The organism is Phyllobacterium sp. P5_D12, from assembly GCF_054049495.1.
This window is the reverse complement of the sequence record NZ_JBFUMG010001186.1, coordinates 1-549: the sequence shown is the minus strand read 5'-3', so window position 1 is coordinate 549 and position 549 is coordinate 1. Positions and strand designations below refer to the sequence as shown.

The following is a 549-nucleotide window of genomic DNA, read 5'->3' as shown; positions in this document are numbered from 1 at the left end:
GGCTTGAACGCTATCCGTCATTCCTGCTGACCTTTCTGCTCGCCATTGCCATTTATGCAAACTTCTTCGCGCATCATTTTATACCGGATATCAGGGTTGTCCTCTTTGCTGCGACAATTGCCCTGTTCTGGCGCACCACAATGCACTATCGCGTCTTCCGCGTTCGCCACAAAATGCCCTTGCTCGTAGCCTTCTTTCTTGTTGCGTTATTCGTCTGGGCTGCGGAAAACATCGGCACGTGGTCAAGGGCTTGGATTTATCCGGCGCAGGTCAATGGATGGGCGCCGGTGTCTTTTGCAAAGCTGGGATCTTGGTACCTGCTGATGATCATTTCCGTCGTACTGGTGACCTGGGTCTATCCGCCACGCGGCAATGACGAGAATCAGKAAAGATCGTAGAACGTTTTGATTACGTCCCAAGCCTCCTCGGCAGTATCGACGAATGTAATCAGCTCGCGATCGGACGGCGAAATGACGCCTTGCTCCGCCAGGAAATCGAAGTTGATTGCCTTTTCCCAAAATGGCTTGCCAAACAGCAGAAAGGGAATGC

General features: G+C 52.0%; 1 protein-coding gene and 1 pseudogene. One reads left to right on the top strand and one right to left on the bottom strand.

Translation table 11 applies throughout. The features are described from left to right. On the top strand, positions 1-398 hold a 398-nt coding region (locus ACXJ5O_RS29415), incomplete at its 5' end, for a DUF817 family protein (RefSeq protein WP_457302981.1). Here the strand turns inward: ACXJ5O_RS29415 and ACXJ5O_RS29410 are convergent. Beyond that, a pseudogene (locus ACXJ5O_RS29410) lies at positions 383-549 on the bottom strand (3-isopropylmalate dehydrogenase); the annotation flags it as partial. The gene ACXJ5O_RS29415 and the pseudogene ACXJ5O_RS29410 overlap by 16 nt on opposite strands.